The sequence below is a fragment of the Cupriavidus oxalaticus genome, from assembly GCF_016894385.1.
GTDB classification, from domain to species: Bacteria; Pseudomonadota; Gammaproteobacteria; order Burkholderiales; family Burkholderiaceae; genus Cupriavidus; species Cupriavidus oxalaticus.
Map to the genome: position 1 here is coordinate 3,839,354 of NZ_CP069812.1, position 20,061 is coordinate 3,859,414.

At 69.2% G+C, this 20,061-nt stretch carries 16 protein-coding genes; 13 read left to right on the top strand and 3 right to left on the bottom strand.

Features of this window, described 5'->3' with window-relative positions; all coding sequences use genetic code 11:
* Positions 1 to 23 precede the first annotated feature (23 nt).
* The 11 genes from cobN (at position 24) to JTE92_RS30165 (ending at position 13,765) form a co-directional block, all read left to right on the top strand.
* A complete protein-coding gene (gene cobN / locus JTE92_RS30115) occupies positions 24 to 4,019 on the top strand; it encodes a cobaltochelatase subunit CobN (RefSeq protein ID WP_084254673.1) in 3,996 nt (1,331 codons plus the stop codon).
* Positions 4,020 to 4,057: 38 nt separating this feature from the next.
* Positions 4,058 to 4,567 carry a MotA/TolQ/ExbB proton channel family protein gene (locus tag JTE92_RS30120; RefSeq protein WP_063239996.1) on the top strand — a complete coding sequence of 170 codons (510 nt, stop codon included), beginning with the start codon at positions 4,058 to 4,060 and terminating at the stop codon, positions 4,565 to 4,567.
* Positions 4,564 to 4,911, top strand: coding sequence for a DUF2149 domain-containing protein (locus JTE92_RS30125; RefSeq protein ID WP_063239995.1), 348 nt, complete (start codon positions 4,564 to 4,566; stop codon positions 4,909 to 4,911). The genes JTE92_RS30120 and JTE92_RS30125 overlap by 4 nt, the downstream gene beginning before the upstream one ends.
* Before the next feature lie 13 nt (positions 4,912 to 4,924).
* Positions 4,925 to 5,761, top strand: a complete 837-nt coding sequence (locus JTE92_RS30130) for a ChaN family lipoprotein (RefSeq protein WP_063239994.1) — start codon at positions 4,925 to 4,927, stop codon at positions 5,759 to 5,761.
* A 518-nt stretch (positions 5,762 to 6,279) separates the two neighbouring features.
* Positions 6,280 to 7,248 carry a Bug family tripartite tricarboxylate transporter substrate binding protein gene (locus JTE92_RS30135; protein WP_063239993.1) on the top strand — a complete coding sequence of 323 codons (969 nt, stop codon included), beginning with the start codon at positions 6,280 to 6,282 and terminating at the stop codon, positions 7,246 to 7,248.
* Between the two features lie 268 nt (positions 7,249 to 7,516).
* The gene (locus JTE92_RS30140) at positions 7,517 to 7,990 is read left to right on the top strand and encodes a tripartite tricarboxylate transporter TctB family protein (RefSeq protein WP_063239992.1); all 474 of its coding nucleotides are present in this window, start codon (positions 7,517 to 7,519) and stop codon (positions 7,988 to 7,990) included.
* Positions 7,991 to 8,018: 28 nt separating this feature from the next.
* The gene (locus tag JTE92_RS30145) at positions 8,019 to 9,533 is read left to right on the top strand and encodes a tripartite tricarboxylate transporter permease (RefSeq protein WP_063239991.1); all 1,515 of its coding nucleotides are present in this window, start codon (positions 8,019 to 8,021) and stop codon (positions 9,531 to 9,533) included.
* A 206-nt stretch (positions 9,534 to 9,739) separates the two neighbouring features.
* On the top strand, positions 9,740 to 10,798 hold the full coding sequence (locus JTE92_RS30150) for an AbrB family transcriptional regulator (RefSeq protein ID WP_063239990.1): 1,059 nt from the start codon (positions 9,740 to 9,742) through the stop codon (positions 10,796 to 10,798).
* A gap of 73 nt (positions 10,799 to 10,871) precedes the next feature.
* Positions 10,872 to 11,294, top strand: a complete 423-nt coding sequence (locus JTE92_RS30155; RefSeq protein WP_063239989.1) for a PaaI family thioesterase — start codon at positions 10,872 to 10,874, stop codon at positions 11,292 to 11,294.
* On the top strand, positions 11,294 to 12,214 hold the full coding sequence (locus JTE92_RS30160) for a patatin-like phospholipase family protein (protein WP_063239988.1): 921 nt from the start codon (positions 11,294 to 11,296) through the stop codon (positions 12,212 to 12,214). Before JTE92_RS30155 ends, JTE92_RS30160 begins: the two co-directional genes overlap by 1 nt.
* 66 nt (positions 12,215 to 12,280) lie before the next feature.
* Positions 12,281 to 13,765: a dihydrolipoyl dehydrogenase family protein gene (locus JTE92_RS30165; protein ID WP_063239987.1), complete on the top strand. Its 1,485-nt coding sequence runs from the start codon at positions 12,281 to 12,283 to the stop codon at positions 13,763 to 13,765.
* 172 nt (positions 13,766 to 13,937) lie between these two features.
* Here JTE92_RS30165 and JTE92_RS30170 read toward each other — a convergent pair whose 3' ends face one another.
* Entirely contained in the window at positions 13,938 to 15,419 is a 1,482-nt protein-coding gene (locus JTE92_RS30170; RefSeq protein WP_232353204.1) for a sensor histidine kinase, read from the bottom strand.
* Between the two features lies 1 nt (position 15,420).
* On the bottom strand, positions 15,421 to 16,095 hold the full coding sequence (locus tag JTE92_RS30175) for a response regulator (protein WP_063239986.1): 675 nt from the start codon (positions 16,093 to 16,095) through the stop codon (positions 15,421 to 15,423).
* A 280-nt stretch (positions 16,096 to 16,375) separates the two neighbouring features.
* Here JTE92_RS30175 and JTE92_RS30180 point away from each other — a divergent pair, with 280 nt between their 5' ends.
* Positions 16,376 to 17,470 (top strand): ABC transporter substrate-binding protein, encoded by a 1,095-nt coding sequence (locus JTE92_RS30180; protein WP_306431167.1) that lies wholly within the window; start codon positions 16,376 to 16,378, stop codon positions 17,468 to 17,470.
* An 18-nt stretch (positions 17,471 to 17,488) separates the two neighbouring features.
* On the opposite strand, the gene JTE92_RS30185 is transcribed toward JTE92_RS30180, so the two are convergent.
* Positions 17,489 to 18,229: a TetR family transcriptional regulator gene (locus JTE92_RS30185; RefSeq protein WP_063239985.1), complete on the bottom strand. Its 741-nt coding sequence runs from the start codon at positions 18,227 to 18,229 to the stop codon at positions 17,489 to 17,491.
* Positions 18,230 to 18,793: 564 nt separating this feature from the next.
* Between JTE92_RS30185 and JTE92_RS30190 the strand changes: the two genes are divergently transcribed.
* Positions 18,794 to 20,044, top strand: a complete 1,251-nt coding sequence (locus JTE92_RS30190; protein ID WP_063239984.1) for an efflux RND transporter periplasmic adaptor subunit — start codon at positions 18,794 to 18,796, stop codon at positions 20,042 to 20,044.
* Positions 20,045 to 20,061: the final 17 nt, after the last annotated feature.

Genomic DNA, 20,061 nt, shown 5'->3' on the forward strand with positions numbered 1-20,061 from the left:
GCATGGGCTCAAGGAGGTATCGCATGTCCCCACAAAACATAACCAGCCGCTGCCTCCGGGTGCTGCTGTGCCTGCTGATGTGGATGGGCGCGGCACACGCTGCAATGCCGCGCATCGCCATCCTGACCAGTTCGCCGGTGCCGGCCGGCAAGTTCGGGCCGCTGCGCGAGCTGGCGCAGGCGCAGGGCATGGCGCTCGATGCGCAGTACCTGGAGCGCATGCCGGCGCAGGACGTCGCGCCGTTCATCAACGGTGCCGACCTGCTGGTCGTCGATGCGCCGCGCGACCATATCGTCACCGCGATGCTGCAACGGCTGGGACCGTTGTGGAGCGAGGCGCGCGTACCGCGCGTGCTGATCGCCACCGACCGCTACGAAGCGCATGGCGTCGACGACAGGCTCGCCGCGCAATTGCATGCGTACTACGTCAACGGCGGCCGCGGCAACTTCGGCGCGATGATGCGCACGCTCGCGGCACAACAGTTCCGCCTGCGCGGTGATGACGGCATTCCGGCACCCGTGGTGTTTCCCAAGGCCGCCTATTACCACCCGAAGCTGGCGGGCGTGATCACCACGTCTGCGCAGGAAGCGCTGGCCGCATCGGGCAACAGCGGCCCGGTGATCGGCATCGCCATCCACCAGGCCTATGTGTCGGGCCTCGACAGTGCCTTGATCGACGACCTGATTGGTCGCCTCGAAGCACGCCATGCGCGCGTGCTCACGTTCTACGGCCCGGTGATGGATGCCGACGGCATCACGCGCATGGCGATGCCCGATGGCAAGCGGCTGGTCGATGTGCTGATCAATGGCCAGATCATGCTGAACCCGCAGGGGCGCAAGGCCGAGTTCGAAAAACTCGATGTACCGGTGACGCAGGTCATGCCCTACCGCAAGGGCGATGCGCAGGCGTGGCAGGATGACCCGCACGGCATCAGCCTGACCGATACGCCGTTCTACCTGGTGCAGCCCGAACTGGCCGGCGTGATCGATCCCATCCTGGCCGCCGCCACGGACAAGGGCGACGGGGCCATCGTCGGCCTGCCGGCGCAGCTCGACGCGGTCGCGGACAAGGCGCTGGCATTGGCGCGGCTGCGTCACCTGCCCAACGCCGACAAGCGCGTGGCGATCCTGTACTACAACTACCCGGCCGGCGAGAAGAACCTGTCGGCGTCTTTCCTGAACCTGCCCAGGAGCCTGGCCAGCACGCTTGCCGCGCTGCGCGCCGCGGGCTACACCACCGAAGCCGCTGACGAAGCCCGCTTGCAACGCGACCTCGGTGCCTTGCTCGCGCCGTTCTATCGCAGCGGCAAGCTGGAGCCATTGCTCGATGCCGGCCTCGCGGTGTGGATGCCGATGTCGCAATACCGCCGCTGGCATGACGCGCAGCCGGCAGCGTTCCGCGCGGCAGTCGCGCAGCGCTGGGGCAAACCGGAGCAATCGGCGATGGCGACCACGCGCAACGGCGAGGCCGGTTTCGTGATCCCGCGCCTGCAGCTCGGCAACGTGGCGCTGATGCCGGTGCCGCCGCGCGGCGAGCGCAATGAATCGGACGAGAAGGCGCTGTACCACTCCACCACCACGCCGCTGAACCACTTCTACATGGCGGCCTACCTGTGGGCGCGCGAGAATCGCGAGGCGCTGGTGCACTACGGCACGCACGGCACGCAGGAATGGACGCCGGGCAAGGAGCGCGGCCTGTCTGTCACCGACCAGCCCTACCTGGTGCTGGGCAGCGTGCCGGTGATCTATCCGTACATCGTCGACGACGTCGGCGAAGCGATCCAGGCCAAGCGGCGCGGCCGCGCGGTGATCGTCAGCCACCAGACGCCGCCGTTCCGTCCAGCTGGCCTGCATACCGACCTGGTAGCGCTGCATGACCAGCTGCATGCGTACCTGCAGCAGGACGAAGGCGCGGTGAAGGACACCATCCGCCAGCAGATCCTGTCGCGCAGCGCGTCGATGCACGTGTTCGAAGACATGGGCTGGACCGCCGCGCGTGCGCGTGCGGACTTCACCGGCTACCTGGATGCGCTGCATATCCATCTGCATGAACTCGGCGGCGCGCTGCAGCCCTATGGCCTGCACACGTTCGGGCAGTCGCAGGACGATGGCTTGCGGCTTTACACAACCATGGCGATGCTGGGCAAGGACTGGCTCAAGCGCGTCTTTCCCGAGGAGCCGGAGGAACTGTTCGCGGTCGACTACGCGCAGCTCGCGCAGACGCAGCCCTATGCGATGGTGCGGCGCTACGTGGCCGAGGGCGCATCGCTGGATGCACTGGGCGATCCGCGCCAGCGCGAAGACATGCAGCGCGCGCGGCAGCTCTATGCCAGCCTCGATGCGTCGCCGGAGAACGCCGGCCTGCTGACCGCGCTGGCTGGCCGCCACCTGCAATCGGGAACGGGCGGCGATCCGGTGCGCAATCCCGACACGCTGCCGACCGGCCGCAACCTGTACGGCTTCGATCCCTCCAAGGTGCCGAGCCGCGCAGCGTGGAAAGCAGGCCAGGCCGCCGCCGAGGCGATGATCGCCGACTGGCGCAAGCGCCACGGCCGCTACCCCGGCAAGCTGGCGTTCTCGCTGTGGAGCGTGGAAACCATGCGCCACCAGGGCATGCTCGAAGCGCAGGCGATGGCGGTGCTGGGCGTACGGCCGAAGTGGGACGACGGCGGGCGCGTGGTCGGGGTCGAGCCGATTTCCGCGGCCGAACTGGGGCGTCCGCGCGTGGACGTGGTGCTGTCCGCCACCGGCCTTTATCGCGATCACTTCCCCAACCTGATGAAGTGGCTGGCCGAGGCCGTGAAGCTTGCCGCCGCGCAGCCGGAAGCGGACAACGTCGTTGCCGCCAACACGCGCGCGGTGCGCGAACGGCTGGCGCAGCTGAACGTCCCTGCCGAGCGGCTCGATGCGCTGGCGGTGACGCGCATCTTCGCCAGCGAATCGGGCAACTATGGCACCGGCCTGAACGATGCGGCCATGGCGACCGATACCTTCGGCAGCGGCCGCGAGGCCGACGCCAGGCTGGCCACGCTGTACCTCGCGCGCATGCAGTACGCCTACGGCCCCGATGAACGGCACTGGGGCGAGGCGCTGCCGCAGGGCAACCTGTATGCCGAGAACCTCAAGGGCGTCGACGGCGCGCTGCTGGCGCGCAGCTCCAACCTGTACGGCATGCTGACCACCGACGACCCGTTCCAGTACCTGGGCGGCATCGGCCTCGCGGTGCGGCACCTGACCGGCAAGGCGCCCGAGCTGCTGATCTCGAACCTGCGCGATGCCGGCAACGCGCGCACCGAGACGGCGGCGCGTTTCCTCGCCAGCGAACTGCGCACGCGCTACTTCCATCCCGGCTGGATCGAGGGCATGAAGGCGGAGGGCTACAGCGGCGCGCTGAACGTGCTCGACACCGTCAACAACTTCTGGGGCTGGACCGCGGTCTCGCCCGAGATCGTGCGCGACGACCAGTGGACCGAGTTCGCCGAGGTCTATGTCAACGACAAGCACAAGCTCGGCCTGAACGAGTGGTTCGAAAAGAACGCGCCGCAGGCCCAGGCACAGGTGATCGAGCGCATGCTCGAAGCCGCGCGCAAGGGCTACTGGAAGGCCGACGACAAGCTGCTGAAGACGCTGGCGCAGCGCTATGAAGACCTGGCGCGGCGGCACGACATCGTCAGCAGCAACCGCGCGTTCAACCAGTACCTGAAGCAGCAGGCGCAGGCCGCCGCGCCGGGCTACGGGTTGCAGCCGCCTGCCGCGGCACCCCGTCCGGCACCGGCGCCAACGCCGCCGAAGCCTGCCGCAGCGGCACCCACGCCCCCGCCCGCACCCGCGCCGAACCAGGCGCAGCCCGTGCAAGGCATGCAGCTGGTGGAACGCAAGCCACCTGCCGCGGAAATCGTGCCGGTGCTGTCGTGGCTGGCCGGCGGCATCGCGCTGGCGGCCGCCATCGTGGGCGGCGCGCTCAGCGCGCGGCGGCGCCAGGTCGATGCCGGCGGCAGCTGGCTGCCCGGACGGCGCTGAAGCACGGAACATACCCATCGCATCCAACGAGACGAGACATGACACCCACCCTGCTTGAAACCCTGATGTACGACGTCGGCCAGCTGTTCCTGATCCCGACACTCGCGCTGATCGCGCTGCTGTTCCTGTATGCCTTCTGGGCGCTGGGCGAATTCGCCATGCAAGCCTGGCTGCGCGCGCGCCATCCCATTGCCAGCGGCCGCGGCTACGTGCTGGTGGCGTGGGCGCGCAAACACAGGGTGGCCGATGCCGATGCCCTCGACGTCGCCGCGCACCGCCTGCTGGAGCGTCCGCGCATCGCCACCCGCGTGGCGCCGATGCTGGGGCTGGTGGCCACCATGATCCCGATGGGTCCGGCGCTGAAGGGCCTGTCCGGTGGCAACCTGGCCAATGTGGGCGAGAATCTCACCATCGCGTTCTCCGCGGTGATCCTGGCGCTGATCGCAGCCAGCATTACCTTCTGGGTCGTCAATGTGCGCCGCCGCTGGCTGGCTGAAGAACTGGTGTGGCTGGGGCAGTCGAAGCCGCAATGGGAGCGCGACGAATGAAATTCCTGGAAGAGAGCGAGGCCGACGATCCGATCCTGTCGGTAGTGAACCTGATCGACGTGTTCCTGGTGGTGATCGCCGCGCTGCTGGTGGCGATTGCGCAGAATCCGGCGAATCCGTTCACGCATGACGACGTGACGGTCATCACCAACCCGGGCAAGCCGAACATGGAAATCGTGTCGCGCCAGGGCGAGAAGGTGGTGCGCTACCAGGCCAGCGGCCAGGTCGGCAGCGGCGACGGCATCAAGGCCGGCGTGGCGTACCGGATGAAGGATGGGTCGATGGTATATGTGCCGGAGCAGCCTGCGCCGCAGGCAGCCGTCCCGACGAACGAAACGAGATAAAGGAAACCGCGTGATGTCATTCCGCTTGCGCGCAGCCACCATGCTGGCCGCAGCCGTTGCCTTGCTGGCCGCCGGCTGCGCTGCCCCGGGCCCCTCGCCGGCTACGGTCAGCGCCGGCTTTGCCGGCAAGCCCTACGTGCTGCTGGGCGAGGTCCATGACAATGCCGCCGGACAGCAGCAGCGGCTGGCCGCGCTGACGCGCGCGGTCGAGCAGGGCTGGCGTCCGGCCATCGCGATGGAGCAGTTCGACCGCGAACGGCAGGGCGATATCGACCGCGCCCGCCGCGAGCGGCCGAACGATGCCGATTACCTGATCGCGCAGGCCGGCGGCGGCGCCTGGCAGTGGCCGCTGTACCGGCCGGTGGTGGCGCTGGCGCTGCAGTATGACCTGCCGCTGGTCGCGGCCAACCTGTCGCGCGCGGATGCGGGCAAGATCGTTCGCGGCGGCCTGGACGGGCTGTTCCCCGCGGACGAGCGGCAGAAGCTTGGCCTGACCGGTGCGTTGCCGCCTGACCTGGTGGCGGCGCAGACCGCGGTGCTTGACCGCGGGCATTGCGGCAATTTCCCGAAGGCGATGCTGCCCGGCATGCTGGCGGCACAGGCGGCGCGCGACGCGGTGATGGCACAGGCGCTGCGGCCTCACGCGCAGCGCGGCGCGGTGCTGATTGCAGGCAACGGGCATGTGCGGCGCGATGTGGGGGTGCCGCGCTGGCTGCCGGGCGAGGCCGGCAAGGTCGTCAGCGTGGGCTATGTGGAGAGCGCCGCGGCGCACGGCGAGTTCGACATGGCGGTGGTGGTGCCGGCGGTGGCGCGCAAGGATCCTTGCTTGCAGGCGAAGCCGGCGGGGTGAGCGGTATCTGACTATTGCAGGGCTGCAGTTCCTGGATGCGCCGGCCCTCTCCCCCAGCCCCTCTCCCGCAGGCGGGAGAGGGGAGCAAGGTATCGATATGCGAAGGCTGGAGAGCTTGCCGACACCGCTGGCAATCGCACCCTCTCCCGCGCGCGGGAGCGGGCTGGGGGAGAGGACCGGAGCCACCACGAAGTCCTGCCCGTCCGCACGCCAATCCCCCCACCATCCACGTAAACCCCAACCCCTTCCCTCCCCTTTTGACAGCCTTTTGACAGTTTCCCCCGCCTAGAATCCGCTCCATGACCGCTAACCCGGTCTGATGTTCACCAATAAACCAAGAACAGTCCCGGCCACGCCCGCCGCGCCGGACAGGAGACAGCCTCGGCAGCGCCCCGCGCGCCGCCGCCAGGCCGTGTCCCCGTCCCCGGCAACGCACAGGCTGCCGCCGGAACCCCCGGATCGGATCGCGGCCGCCAGTGACTGGCAAGCGATTCCCCGGTACAACCAAGGAGACCGCCATGCGCCGTTCGATTTCCCGTTTCGCCCATGCCGCACTGGCATCGGCCGCCGTTGCCGCCACCGTCGTCGCCGCGCCCGCCTATGCGCTGGACAGCGTCAAGGTCATGATCGGCGCCAACCCCGGCGGCGGCTATGACCAGACCGGCCGCGGGCTGGGTGCCGCCATGGTGGCCGCAGGCGCGGCCAAGACCGTTTCATACGACAACAAGGGCGGCGCCGGCGGCACCATTGCGCTGACGCAGTTCGTCAACACCGACAAGGGCAACCCCAACGCGCTGATGGTGGTGGGTGCCGTGATGGTCGGCGCGATCGAGACCAACAAGCCGCCGGTCACGCTGAAGAACGCCACGCCGATCGCGCGCCTGTTCGCCGACACCATGGTCATCACCGTGCCGGCCAGCTCGCCGATCAAGTCGATCAAGGACCTGACCACGCAGCTCAAGGCCAACCCGGGCAGCGTCAGCTGGGGCGGCGGCTCCAAGGGTTCGATCGACCATATCCTGGCGGGCCTGGTCGCCAAGGAAAGCGGCGTCGATCCGAAGAAGATCAACTACGTGCCGTTCCAGGGCGGCGGCGAAGCCTCGGCCTCGATCATGGGCGGCCACGTGACCGTGGGCATCGCCGGCGTGTCGGAATTCCTGCCCTTCATCAAGAGCGGCAAGATGCGCGCGCTGGCGGTGACCTCCAAGGACCGCACCGCCGATATCCCGACGCTGAAGGAGCAAGGCGTCAACGTCGAGATCTACAACTGGCGCGGCGTGTACGGCGCGCCCGGCACCACGCCCGAGCAGCGCAAGGCCATGATCGACGCGGTGGTCAAGGCCACCGAGGGCAAGGCCTGGAAGGACACGCTGCAGAAGAACGACTGGACCCCGTTCCTGCTGACCGGCGACGAGTTCGGCAAGTTCGTCGACAGCGAATCGGCCCGCCTGGGCGGCACGCTGCGCGAGCTGGGCGTCGCCAAGTAAGGCCCGCTGCCGCGCCAACCCGGCGCGGCCTGTGAAACCTCCGCATTACCGCATCAAACCGCTTTATCTGTCGTGCCTGCCAACACCGCCGGTCGATCCCGGCGGCAGGAAAACGGCATGGGGCCCGGTGTCCACCTGCGATACCGAAGACAACAACCATATGTCGCCGGGCCTCATTGCCGCGCGGGCCGCAAGGTCAGCCAAGTCAGCCAAGCCAGCGTCGCGGACGCCAGCTTCCCTTGCTGGCGACAAAGGCCAAGGAGTCTCCATGAAACCCTCGCATGTTGCCATCGGCGTTGCCGTCCTGGCGCTTTCGCTGTTCTTCTTTCTCGGCCTGTCGGGCATCTCCGGCGAAGAAGGCTATGCCGGCCTGTCGCCGCGCTTCGTGCCCACGCTGGTGGCCGTCGGGCTGGCCGTGTGCGGCGCGCTGCTGACGTGGCAGGGCGTGCGCGGCGGTTTGCGCAACATGCCGGATGAAGATGCCGAGCTGCCCAATGCGCCGCACAACTTCAAAGGCTTCCTGTGGGTGGCGGGCGGGCTGGTGCTGAACATGGCGCTGATCGGCACGCTCGGCTTTGTGTTTTCGTCCACGCTGCTGATGGTGTGCGTGGCGCGCGGCTACGGCAGCCGCCGCATCGTGCGCGACGTGATCGTGGGCCTGTGCCTCACGTTGCCGATGTGGGCGCTGTTTGAATTCCTGCTCGGCATCAACCTGCCGCTGCTCCCCATCGCTGGCTTCTGAGCCCGCCCGTCCAGCAAGGAGTCATCGAATGGAAACCCTGAACATGCTGATGCACGGCTTTGCCGTCGCGATCACGCCGATCAACCTGATGTGGGCCCTGGTGGGCTGCTTTCTCGGCACCGCCATCGGCGTGCTGCCCGGCATCGGCCCCGCGCTGACGGTGGCGATGCTGCTGCCGCTGACCGCCAAGGTCGAACCCACCGCCGCGCTGATCATGTTCGCCGGCATCTACTACGGCGCCATGTACGGCGGCTCGACCACCTCGATCCTGATGAACACGCCGGGCGAGTCTTCCACCATGGTCACGGCCATGGAAGGCAACCTGATGGCCAAGAATGGCCGCGCCGGCCCGGCGCTGGCGACCGCGGCGATCGGCTCGTTCGTGGCCGGCACCATCGCCACCGTGATGCTGTCGCTGTTCGCGCCGGTGGCGGCCGACGTGGCGCTGCAGTTCGGTCCCGGCGAGTACTTCATGATCATGCTGCTGGCCTTCACCACCGTCTCCGCGGTGCTGGGCTCGTCGCTGCTGCGCGGCATGACGGCGCTGTTCCTGGGCCTGGGCATCGGCCTGATCGGCATGGATTCGCTGTCGGGCCAGACGCGCTACTCGATGAACGTGCAGGAGCTGTATGACGGCATCGACATCGTGGTGGTGGCCGTCGGCCTGTTCGCCGTGGGCGAGGCGCTGTTCAATGCCTTCTTCCCGCAGCCGGCAAGCACCTACAACAAGCTCAGCTCGGTCCACATGAACAAGTCGGACTGGAAGCGTTCGTTGCCGGCGTGGATCCGCGGCACGTTCATCGGCTTCCCGTTCGGCCTGATTCCCGCAGGCGGCGCCGAGATCCCGACCTTCCTGTCGTACGCGACCGAGAAGAAGCTGTCGGACCACAAGGAAGAGTTCGGCAAGGTTGGCGCGATCGAAGGCGTGGCCGGCCCGGAAGCGGCCAACAACTCGGCCGTGACCGCGACGCTGGCCCCGCTGCTGACGCTGGGTATCCCGACCTCGAACACCACCGCGATCCTGCTGGCCGCGTTCCAGAACTACAACCTGCAGCCGGGCCCGATGCTGTTCCAGACCTCGGGCGACCTGGTGTGGGGCCTGCTGGCGTCGCTGTATATCGGCAACGTGATGCTGCTGGTGCTGAACCTGCCGGCGATCGGCCTGTGGGTGCGCATGCTGCGCGTGCCCACGCCGCTGCTGTACGGCGGCATCCTGATCTTCGCGGGCCTGGGTGCGTATGGCATCCGCCAGTCGTGGTTCGACCTGCTGCTGCTGTTCGTGATCGGCCTGCTCGGCATGGTGATGCGCCGCTTCGACTTCCCGACCGCGCCGGTGATCGTCGGCATGATCCTGGGGCCGATGGCCGAGAAGCAGCTGCGCAATGCGCTGTCGATCGGCCAGGGCGACTGGACCCTGTTCCTGCGCCAGCCGATCTCGGCCACCATCCTGGCGCTGACCGTGGCGGTGGTAGTGATCCCGCGCCTGCTGCGCTGGCATGCGGCGCGCGGCTCGGCGCATGCGCAGGCTGACAACGCGGCGTGATGCATCCCATTGCCCGTCGTTCCCGCGCAGGCGGGAACCCAGCGACTTTATCGCCGATGGGGACGTGAAAGACGCTGGATCCCCGCCTGCGCGGGGATGACGAAAAAAACCGTAGAATGCAAACGCCCGGAGCAACCTTGCCGGGCGTTTGCGTTTTCACCGAACAACAACAAGCGCCGGCGCGCCCTGCGCCAGGCCGCTGACCGATGAGTCCTGCCGCCAACCGCTGGCTGTCCGCGGTGCCCACGCTGGCACTCGGGCTGGCCGCCGCCCTGCTCTGCACCGTCCTGCATACCCCGCTGCCGTGGATGATCGGCCCGCTGCTGGCCGTTGCCTCGGCACGCATGTGGGGCGCCGACCTGCGCGCGCCGGCGCAGGCCCGCAATGCCGGGCAGTGGGTGATCGGCGCATCGCTCGGGCTGTATTTCACGCCGGACGTGGTGGCGCGGCTGGTGGAGTTCCTGCCGTACATCGTCGCCGGCTCGCTGTTCGCGCTGGCGATGGGCGCGGGCGGTGCGCTGATGCTGCGCCGGACCACGGGCGTCGCGTTCAAGACCGCGTACTTTTCCACAGCCATCGGCGGCGCTTCGGAGATGGCCAACCTGGCCGAGCGCAACGGCGCGCGCATCGACCAGGTCGCGGCGGCGCATTCGCTGCGGGTGCTGATGGTGGTGGTGACGGTGCCGGCGGTCTTCCAGTACGGCGGCATCCATGGGCTCGACACGTATATCCCCGGGCCGCGCGTGGTCAGCGCGCCGGGCCTGCTGGCGCTGGTGGCGATCACGCTGGGCGTGGCGCTGCTGGTCAGGCGCCTGAACATGCCCAACCCGTTCGTGATCGGCACCCTGCTGGCGGCGGCGGTGCTGACGGCGTCGGGCATCGAGCTGTCGGCGATCCCGACCTGGATGAGCCGCGCCGGCCAGTTGCTGATCGGGGTGTCGCTGGGCGTGCGCTTCTCGCGCGAGTTCCTGCACACCGCACCGCGCTTCCTGTCGGGCGTGGCGCTGTACACGGCGCTGGCGCTGGCGGTGTCGGCGCTGTTCGGCTGGGCGCTGGCGGCGTTGTCGGGCGCGCATCCGGCCACCATGATCCTGGCCACCACGCCCGGCGGCATTGCCGAGATGTGCATCACCGCCAAGGTGCTGGAACTGGGCGTGCCGCTGGTGACGGCCTTCCATGTGATCCGGATGGCCTTCGTGGTGCTTGCCACCGGCCCCCTGTATCATTGCCTGAAGCATCGCGTCGCGCCGGGGGAGACAGCTTAAGGCCGGCCACGGGTCCGCCGCGGACCGGCCACGGGCGCGGCCATGGAACATGGATACAAGAACGAGGACCGCCATGTCTGAAGCTTCACCGCAACTTGCCCTTGCCGACATCGACGCCACGCTGGAGCGCGTGCTGGCACCCTGGGTGCGCCAGCTCGGCCTGCGCGCCGAAGCCGTCGATGCAAAAGGCGTAACGCTGCGCCTGCCTTTCAACGAATCATTTCGCCACGCGGGTGGCGTGGTCTGCGGGCAAGTGCTGATGTCGGCGGCCGACACCGCCATGATCGTCGCCGTCGCGAGTGCGCTCGGCGGCTTCCGTCCGATGACCACGGTTTCGCTCACCACCAACTTCATGCGTCCCGTGATCGACGGCGACGTGGTGGTGCGCGCCAACGTGCTGCGCCTGGGCAAGACCGTGGTGTTCGGCGAGATCGAGCTGACCGGCACCGACGGCAAGCTGGCAGTGCAGGCCACCACCACCTACGCGCTGCTCTGATGTTGGCCAGCGCCGGCGCTCATCCCGCCAGTCCCTTCGACCAGGTCGTCTTTGCCGGCGGCGGCAACCGCTGCTGGTGGCAGGCGGGCTGGTGGGACACGGTCGCGCCCGAACTGCAGCTGCGCCCGCGCGTGATCGCGGCCATCTCGGCCGGCGCGGCCACCGCGTGCATGGTGTATGCGCATGACTCGCACCAGACCATGGACTACTACCGCGAGGTGCTGTCCAATAACCGCCGCAATGCCTACTGGGGCAACCTGCTGCGCAGCGAGCGCGTGTTCCCCCACTACGGCATCTACCGCACCGCGTTGCTGACGATCTTTGGCGACGGCCGCCTTTCATACCTGCAGCAGGCGCCCGAGATCCGCATCGGCGTGGCGCATATCCCGCGCTGGAGCGGCCCGCGGCTGGCGGTGGCGGCGGGGCTGCTGGCGTACAACATCGACAAGCATGTGCTCAAGACGCTGCACCCGCGGCTGGGGCGCAAGCTTGGCTTCCGGCCCGAGTTCGTGCGCGCGCAGGACTGCGCCTCGCCCGAGCAGCTGGCCGACCTGCTGCTGCAGTCGGCGTCGACGCCGCCGTTCACGCCGGTGCTGCGCCGCGCCGGCCGGCCGGTGCTCGACGGCGGCCTGGTGGATAACGTCCCGGTCGATGCGCTCGACACCGCGCCGGGCAATGTGCTGGTGCTGGTCACGCGGCTCTATCCGCGCCCGCGCCGCTTTGTGCAGGAACACGTGTTCGAGCAAGGCGGCCAGCGCCGCCTGTACTTGCAGCCATCGGAGCGCGTGCCGATCTCGAGCTGGGACTACACCCGGCCCGATGCCATGACGCACGCCTACGAACTCGGCCGCCGCGACGGGGAAACTTTCCTGCGCGAGTGGCCGTCGATCCTGAATACCGAACTGCGGCCGGCCGCCTAGCTTCGTGTTGTGGCACCGGCCCGATCGATTGTCGATGCGGCCCGCGGGCCGCGACAGGAGGCATGGATGACCGAGCGCAAGACAACCCCCACCGCAACGCAGGGGACCAACGAACCGCGGCGTGCCCGCCAGGTCAGCGCGGCGCCGCCCGTCGAACGGGTGCCGCGCGCCCGCGCCACGGGGGCCGGCAAGCGCCGCAACGGCAAGGCGCGCGACGCCGACCTGGTGGTGATCGGCGGCGGCTCCGGCGGCGTGGCCTGCGCGCGGCGCGCGGCGGCGCACGGTGCCCGCGTGATCCTGGTCGAGCGCGATGCCATCGGCGGCACCTGCGTCAACCGCGGCTGCGTACCCAAGAAGATGCTGTCCTACGGCGCCTCGTGGGCGGCGATCCTGTCGGGCTGCCTGTCGCACACCGGCGGCCACGAGGACTGGCGCGACGCGATCGTGCGCGTCAATGCCGAGGTGGCGCGGCTGAACGCCGGCTACACCCAGCGCCTGCATGAATCCGGCGTGGAAATCCTGCGTGGCGACGCGCGTGTCACCGCGCCCGATGAAGTCCGCGTCGGCGACGAGACCATCCATGCGCGCCGCATCCTGATCGCCACCGGTGCGCGCCCGCGCCCGCTGGACGTGCCCGGCGGCGAACTGGCGGCCAGCTCCGACGACGTCTTCACCTGGCAGACCGTGCCCGCCTCGGTCGCGGTGATCGGCGGCGGCTATATCGGCGTGGAGCAGGCATCGATCCTGTCGCGCTATGGCGTCAAGGTCGACCTGATCGTCGCCGGCGACCGGCTGCTGCGGCATTTCGACCATGAGATCGGCGCGGCGCTGGCCGAGGCGCTGACGGCACGCGGCGTACGCCTGCATCTGAACGCCGAAGTCCACCTGCTCAGCCAGGCCAATGGCGCCGTGGAGGTCTGCTACCGCCCCACCGACCGCCCCGGCCAGACCGAGGCCGTGCGCGCGCAGGCCGCGCTGGCGGCGATCGGGCGCATCTCCAACGTGCAGGGGCTGGGGCTGGAAGAACTCGGCGTGGCGTTTGGCGACAAGGGCGGCATCCATGTCGACAAGCAGTACCGCAGCAGCGTGCGCAAGATCTACGCGGTCGGCGATGCCACCGACGGCCTGCAGCTGACGCCGGTGGCGACCGCTCAGGGCCGCTGGCTGGCCGACCGGCTGTATGGCCGGCGCGGCGAGCGTGCCGATTTCGATTTCGTGCCCACCGCGGTGTTCAGCGAACCGGCCATCGGCGCGGTCGGCATGACCGAGGCGCAGGCGATCGCCGATGCCGGCAAGCCCGAGCGCATCCGCACGGTGGTCAAGCGTTTCGTCTCGCTGGAAAACCGCTTCGGCGGCACGCCGTACCAGAGCGTGTTCAAGCTGGTGCTGAACGCGCGCAGCGGCCGCGTGCTGGGGGTGCACCTGATGGACAACGCCGCGCCGGAGATCGTGCAGGCGCTGGCGGTGGCGTTGCGCCTGGGCGTGCGTGAATCGCACCTGCAGACCACGGTGCAGCTGCATCCGACGGTGGCGGAGGAGCTGTTCGGCTAACTGATTGCCGCCGGTTTGCTCCCCTTCCGCTTGCGGGAGAGGGGCCGGGGGAGAGGGCAGGCACTGGCATACCGACGCGCCTCACTTCGTCGACATTCCGGCCCTCTCCCCAACCCTCTCCCGCAAGCGGGAGAGGGAGACCACAGCCGGTTGCAATGTGTTCCTGGCCGAGTTAATCGCCGACCGGCAGCTTCAGCACCGCGCGCACGCCAACGCCCTGCGCGCCGTCGCCAAGCTCCACGGTCCCGCCGAAGCGCGACGCCATCTCGCGCGAGATCGCCAGCCCGAGCCCGGAGCCGGGCTCGGCATTGCCCACGCGGCGGTAGAAGCGCGCAAAGACCTTCTCGCGCTCCCCGGCCGGGATGCCCGGCCCGTCGTCTTCCACGATCAGGCAAGCCGTTTCGTCGTCGCGCGTTGCCGACAAGGTGATCCGGCTGCCGCGCGGCGAGTACTGGATCGCGTTGTGCACCAGGTTGGCCAGCGCCTCGCGCAGCAGCGCCGGATCGGCGCGCACCGGCAGCTTCAGCCCCGGCACCGGCTCCCAGCCGAAGTCCTGCTGCTTGCCGCGCGCCAGCGGCAGGTAGTCGAGCGCCACCTGCTCGGCCACGGCGACGGCGTCGATGATGTCGATGGCGTCCGCTTCCTGCGCGTTCTCGCCATGGTGCTGGCGTACCCGCGCCAGCGCCAGCAACTGGTTGGTCAGGCGCGCGGCCTGCTCCAGCTGCGTGACGATGCCGCCCACCGCCTCGCCCGCGGCGCGGCGCGCGGCTTCCGGATCGGGATCGCGCAGCTGGCGCTGGGCGTATTCGGCCTGCGTCTTCAGGATCGCCAGCGGCGTGCGCAGCTGGTGCGCGGCATCGGCGATGAACTGCGCCTGCGACTGCGCCATCGCCGCAGAGCGCGATACGTGCAGGTTGACCGCGTCGACCAGCGGCCGCACCTCGGACGGCACGCGCTCGAAGGCCAGCGGCGCGAGGTCGTCGGGCGAGCGCGCCTCGACGTCGTCGCGCACGCGCCTGAGCGGGCGCAGCACGTAAGTGACGCCGCCCACCAGGATCGCCGCGCTCAGCAGGATCAGCAGCAGGTCGCGCGCCAGCGCGCTGCGCCATACCGTGGCGATCAGCGCGCTGCGCGGCTCGGCAGTCTCGGCGACCTGGATGATCACGCGCATGCGCGCATCGGGCCGGTACACGGGGCGCGCCATCACGCCGATGCGCACCGCCTCGCCCAGGTACTGGGTATCGTAGAAACGCGGCGTGTTGTTGACGAGGTCGCCGGCGGGCAGCGGCAGGTCGTCATAGCCGGTAATGGTTTCCACCTTGCCGGCCCGCTCCAGCGACACGCGGTAGTACACATGGGTCTGCGCCGCGCTCTCGAACATTTCCATGGCGGCGTCGGGCAGCGTGAGCTGGATGCTCTCGCCGGCCATGCCGATGGCGTTGTCGATGGTGCGGATCGAGCCGTACAGCGAGCGGTCGTAGGCCCGGTTGGCGGCGTCGCGCAGCGTGCCGTAGCTGAGCCAGGTGTCGATCGCCATCATCGCCGCCAGCGCCGGCACCAGCAGCAACAGCAGCTGGCGGCGCAGGCTGCCGCGCCGCCACAGCAGCACCGGATGGCGCGGCCCCAGGCGCATGGTCGCTGCCTTCCAGCGCATGTCAGCGCCCGGCCTCGGGCTCGAGCAGGTAGCCGAAGCCGCGCAGCGTGACGATGGTGACCCCATGCCCGGCCAGCTTCTTGCGCAGCCGGTAGACCAGCACTTCGATCGCGTCGGGCGAGACGTCGGCGTCGAGCGAGAACACCTTGTCGAGCAGCTGCGCCTTGGTCAGCGGCTGGCCGCTGCGTGCCAGCAGCGCGCCCAGCAGCGTCGATTCGCGCGGCGTCAGCGCCAGCGGCTGGCCATCGAGCGTAAAGCTGCGGGTCTCGCCGTCGAACACCAGCGTGCCGCACTGCAGGCGCGGGTGCGCGCGGCCGCGGCTGCGCCGGATCAGCGCCAGCAGGCGCGCCTCCAGCTCGGCGATGGCGAAGGGCTTGGGCAGGTAGTCGTCGGCGCCGAGGTTCAGGCCGCGCACGCGTTCGTCGAGCGTGTCCTGCGCGGTCAGGATCAGCACCGGGGTGCGGTCGTCGCGCCCGCGCATCGACTTGAGCACGGCCAGCCCGTCCTTGCCGGGCAGGCGCAGGTCGAGCACGACCGCGTCGTATTCTTCCGCCTGCAGCCGTGCCTCGGCCTGCAGGCCGTCGGCGACATGCTCGATCACGAAGCCGCCCTGCTCGAGTGCGCGGGCGACCCAGCGTGCCAGTTCTACCTCATCCTCCACCAGCAGGATGCGCATGCCGGTTCTCCTTCTCTGCCGGTTTATTGTGGCGCGGCCGGGGCGTCATCGCCACGGTCCGTGGGCGCCTATAATAACCCCGCTATTCCGACATGCCGTCGTTCCTGCCTGCACGGGAATGACAGCACGGTATCCCCGTCGTCCGACCTGCCTTTCACACCTCCCTGTGCTGCCCTTGCCGCCCCCCGCCGCCGAGTCGTCCCGTGCCGACGTTGCGCCCGCATCGCCGCAGCGCCGCCGGCTGGTCGGCGCCTCGCTGCTGGCCGGGACTTCGCTGTCGTTGCCGTTGTCGCCGCCGCTGCACGCCCAGTCCATGCTGCCGGCGCCGCCGCCTGGCTACCCCTCCGGATATGACGCCACCATCGCCCGCGCGCTGCGCGAAGGTGAGGTGGTGATCTACGCCTCGACCGACCTGGAAGTGGCGCAGCCGCTGATCACGGCGTTCGAGACGCGCTATCCCGGCATCCGGGTGCGATACGAGGACCTGAACACCGTCGACCTGAACCAGCGCTTCCTGGCGGAAACCGCCGCGCTCGGCAGCGGCCGCCCGGCGCCGGGCGCGCGCTATGCCGACGTGCTGTGGAGCACCGCCATGGACCTGCAGATCAAGCTGGTCAACGACGGCAACGCCCAGCGCTACGCCTCGCCCGAGCGCGCCGGCCTGCCCGGGTGGGCGGTGTGGCGCGACGAGGCCTGGGGCACCACCTTCGAGCCCGCGGTGATCGTCTACAACCGCCACCACTTCGCCGGCATGCGCGCGCCGCGCAGCCGCACCGGGCTGGCGCGGCTGCTGCAGGAGAACGCGCCGCGCTGGCGCGGCAAGGTGGTGACGTATGACGTGGAGCGCTCCGGCGTGGGCTACCTGCTGGCGCAGCAGGACGCGCGCATGGGCGGCGAATTCTGGTACCTGGCGCAGGCGCTGGGGCGCGCCGGGGTGCAGTTGTCGTCGTCCACCGCCGAGATGGTCGGGCGCATCGCCAGCGGCGAGCTGGTGATGGGGTACAACCTGCTGGGTTCCTATGCGCTGTCGCTGATGGAGCGCGGCGCCGCGATCGACGTGATCGCGCCGCGCGACTACACGCTGGTGATGTCGCGGGTGGCCTTTATCGCGCGGCGCGCGCCGCGGCCCAATGCGGCGCGGTTGTGGCTGGATTTCCTGCTGTCGCGCGAGGGGCAGGCGCTGCTGGCCAGGTCGACCACGCAGCTCTACACCGTTCGCACCGATACCGACAGCGTGCATACCGCCGCGGCGCTGTCGGAGCGCCTGGGCTACGCGCTCAAGCCGATCAGCGTGGGGCCGGGCCTGCTGGCCGCGCAGGACACGCTGCGCAAGCGCGCCTTCCTGGCGCGCTGGCACGAAGCGGTACGCGGTTAGCCGCGCATCGGGGGTAAATCAGGGCACCAGGTCGCTGGTGTCCAGGCCCGCGACCTCCTTCTGGCAGGCCTGCTCGCACAGCGTCGACAGTTCGTCGTCGAGCTGCGCCATCGGGCGCGGCACGTAGCCGAGCCGCAGCGCGGGAGACAGTTTCAGGGTGTCGATGAAGGCGTCCGCCATGCGCTCGGCATTGGCGTCGAGGTCGAAGTCCTCGGGCGAGAACAGCCAGTGCGCCAGCACGCCGCCGATGCAGGCGTGGAAGGCGTTGACGGCCAGGTCCAGGTCCAGGTCGTCAGGCAGCTGGCCGCGCTCGCGCGCCAGGCGCAGGTGCTCGCGGATCTTGACCAGGCCTTCCTTGTGCGACTGGCGCTGGCGTTCGAAGATGGCGCCGTTGTCCTGCACCATCTCGCACTTGTGGAAGATGATCTCGAAGACGCGGCGCAGGCGCGGGTTCACCACGGTCTGGCGCATGACGTAGGCGCAGATGTCGCGCACGCCGCCAAGCGGGTCTTCCTGGCGCGCGATCCGCTCCGGATCGCACAGCGCTTCCACCGGCAGGTGCACGCGGTCGCACATGGCGGCGAACACGTCGCTCTTGTTCTTGAAGTGCCAGTAGATCGCGCCGCGGGTGACCCCTGCCGCCTGGGCGATGTCGGCCAGCGACGGCCGCGCCACGCCGCGGGCGTGGAACACGGTTTCCGCCGCGTCGAGAATCCGGTGGCGCGTTTCGAGCGCCTCTTCCTTGGTGCGTCTGACCATTTCTGTCTCATATGCCGGTGGCCGTGGATCACGGTCCGGCTTGTTGAATCTCCCCGGTGCCGCGCAAGACGCGCGGCGGGTCGTTGTCGTCACATGGCGATGTTGTCGCAAGCCCTGGGTCCGACAGGACGGCGCGCATCCTAACCCGAGCCGGCGGTTTGCGTCCTATATCCGGATCAGGTTTGCCGGCCTTTCGACGGGATCCGATGGTTCTCACCAAATCCGCCCGACGCGATGTGCGTTCGAAAGCCCCTGCTGATGAATCGACTTAACATACATGCTTGAATGTATATATAATACGCGCTCGCCCGGCTTTCGGCCAGCCGCCCCCTGTGACATAGCCAGCACCTTGGGCGACTCCTTGCGCAGGCCAGCCGGACAACAATCCAGTCGTCATATAAATGCCACCGTTCGTCGCATTGGTCACCGCGTCGACGCGATTTGTGGCTAGCATCACGCTTTTATCCGCCGCAGATATTGCGGCGGGCCGCATCGTTTCCGCTTTCCTGAGTTGGCAGGCCGGGGCGACGCGGCAGATCTCAAATTGCCATCATGGGGTTATCGATGAGGAAGTCCCAACGTATCCGTTGCGTTGCCACCTTTGCAGCCGCTGCGCTGTCGGCGCTGGCGCTCACTGCCTGCGGCGACAAGAAGGCCGAGGGCGGTGCCCCGCCGCCGCCGGAAGTCGGCGTGGTCACCGTGACGCCGTCGCCGGTCACCGTCGTCAATGAACTGCCGGGCCGCCTGGAAGGCGTGCGCACGGCCGAAGTGCGCGCTCGCGTCGAAGGCATCGTGCTGTCGCGCAACTACACCGAGGGCGGGGAAGTGAAGGCCGGCCAGGTGATGTTCCGCATCGACCCGGCGCCCTACCAGGCCGAGCTGGCCTCGGCCCAGGCCGCGCTGCAGCGCGCCGAGGCTAACGCCGTCACCGCGCGCCTGAAGGCGGAACGCTACAAGCCGCTGGTGGCCGTCAATGCGGTCAGCAAGCAGGAATACGACGACGCCGTGGCCGCTGCCGGCCAGGCCAATGCCGACGTGGCATCGGCCAGGGCCGCCGTGCGCACCGCGCAGATCAACCTGGGCTACACCACCGTGACCGCGCCGATCAGTGGCCGCGCCGGCCGCGCGCTGGTGACCGAGGGCGCGCTGGTGGGCAAGGGCGAGGCGACCAAGCTGGCGCTGGTGGAGCAGGTCGACCCGATGTGGGTCACCTTTACCCAGCCGGCCTCGGAAGTCACGCGCCTGCGCCGCGCCATCGAGTCGGGCGTGGTCAAGGGCGTCAATGGCGGCGCCAACGTGCACCTGTACGTGGAAGACGGCCGCGAGTACGAGCACACCGGCAAGCTGCTGTTCTCGGACATGACGGTCGACCCGACCACCGGCGCGATCACGCTGCGCGCGCAGTTCCCCAACCCGAAGCGCGAGCTGCTGTCGGGCACTTTCGTGCGCGTGAAGATCGAGCAGGGCGTGGATGAGAACGCGCTGACCGTGCCGCAGCGGGCGCTGATCCGCGGCGCGCAGGGCGCCACCGTGCTGGTGGTCGGCAACGACGGCAATGTCGCCTCCGTGCCGGTCAAGGCGCCGCAGGCCATCGGCGACCGCTGGGTCGTGACCGAGGGCCTGAAGGGCGGCGAGAAGGTGATCGTCGAGGGCCTGCAGAAGGTCAAGGTCGGCGCGCCGGCCAGGGCGGTGCCGTTCGTGCAGGCCGATGCCTCGGCACCGGCCGCCACGCCGGCTTCGGCTTCCGCTGCCCCGGCCTCGGCCCCCAAGGCCGAAGCGAAGCAGGAAGCGAAGGCCGAGGGCAAGCAGGGCTGAAACCGCCGCGCCGCGGC